Below are 704 nucleotides of genomic sequence, written 5' to 3'. Positions count from 1 at the left end.
TACGGTAGAAGATGTAATCAATGAATGGGCTTCAAAATTAAAAGTACCTTGCATTAAAGAGTTTCCCTATGGGCACGGTAAGCAAAATTGCATTCTTCCAATTGGCAAAGTGGTTACTTTAGATGCAGATAATGCTTGCGTTACAATTCAAATTTAAAAAAAGAAATAACCACTACTGATGAGAACATTGTTTTAATAGAGGCATAAATGAATACACAAGAAATACCCAAAGAGTATCAACATATCTCTCCAGCAGGTGCTGAAGTTCGATTGCTGATGAATAATCATTTAGGTGGAATGGCTCACTGTACTTTGAAAGCAGGAACAATTTCCAAAGCAGTTCGTCATAAAACTGTATCTGAATTTTGGCATGTCCTTTCTGGTGACGGTGCAATTTGGCGTAAATTGAACGATGAAGAGAGTATTACGCCTTTAACACCTGGAGTCAGCATCGATATTCCCTTGGGAACACATTTTCAATATCGAAGTGATGCAGCAGATTTAGTGTTTATTTGCGTTACTATGCCACCTTGGTCAGGCAGTGATGAGGCAAGTTATGTGGAGCATGGTGCCTGGTCTCCTACAGTGGGATAAATTAAATGACTTTAAAGTTATCGTTTTTAGAAAATCCAAACCCTGATGATGTTCAAATATTAACAAATGGGATTAAGGCGTATGCCAAACAACAAAGAGGCTTCGAATCT

Annotated in this window: 2 protein-coding genes; both read left to right on the top strand. The window is 37.8% G+C overall.

Annotated elements, in window-relative coordinates; all coding sequences use genetic code 11:
• The first annotated feature begins 16 nt into the window (after window positions 1-16).
• Window positions 17-157, top strand: a complete 141-nt coding sequence (locus tag Lani_RS21215; RefSeq protein WP_420795183.1) for a hypothetical protein — start codon at window positions 17-19, stop codon at window positions 155-157.
• A gap of 50 nt (window positions 158-207) precedes the next feature.
• On the top strand, window positions 208-594 hold the full coding sequence (locus Lani_RS15680; protein ID WP_014845038.1) for a cupin domain-containing protein: 387 nt from the start codon (window positions 208-210) through the stop codon (window positions 592-594).
• Window positions 595-704: the final 110 nt, after the last annotated feature.

The sequence above is a fragment of the Legionella anisa genome (assembly GCF_001467525.1).
GTDB classification, from domain to species: domain Bacteria; phylum Pseudomonadota; class Gammaproteobacteria; order Legionellales; family Legionellaceae; genus Legionella; species Legionella anisa.
Note: the sequence above shows the minus strand (reverse complement) of the source record. Positions and strands in the feature narration are given on the sequence as shown.

What these genes read in the sequence shown, in the direction of transcription:
- Lani_RS15680 (WP_014845038.1), top strand. Translation starts at nt 208, where the DNA reads ATGAATACACAAGAAATACCCAAAGAGTATCAACATATCTCTCCAGCA.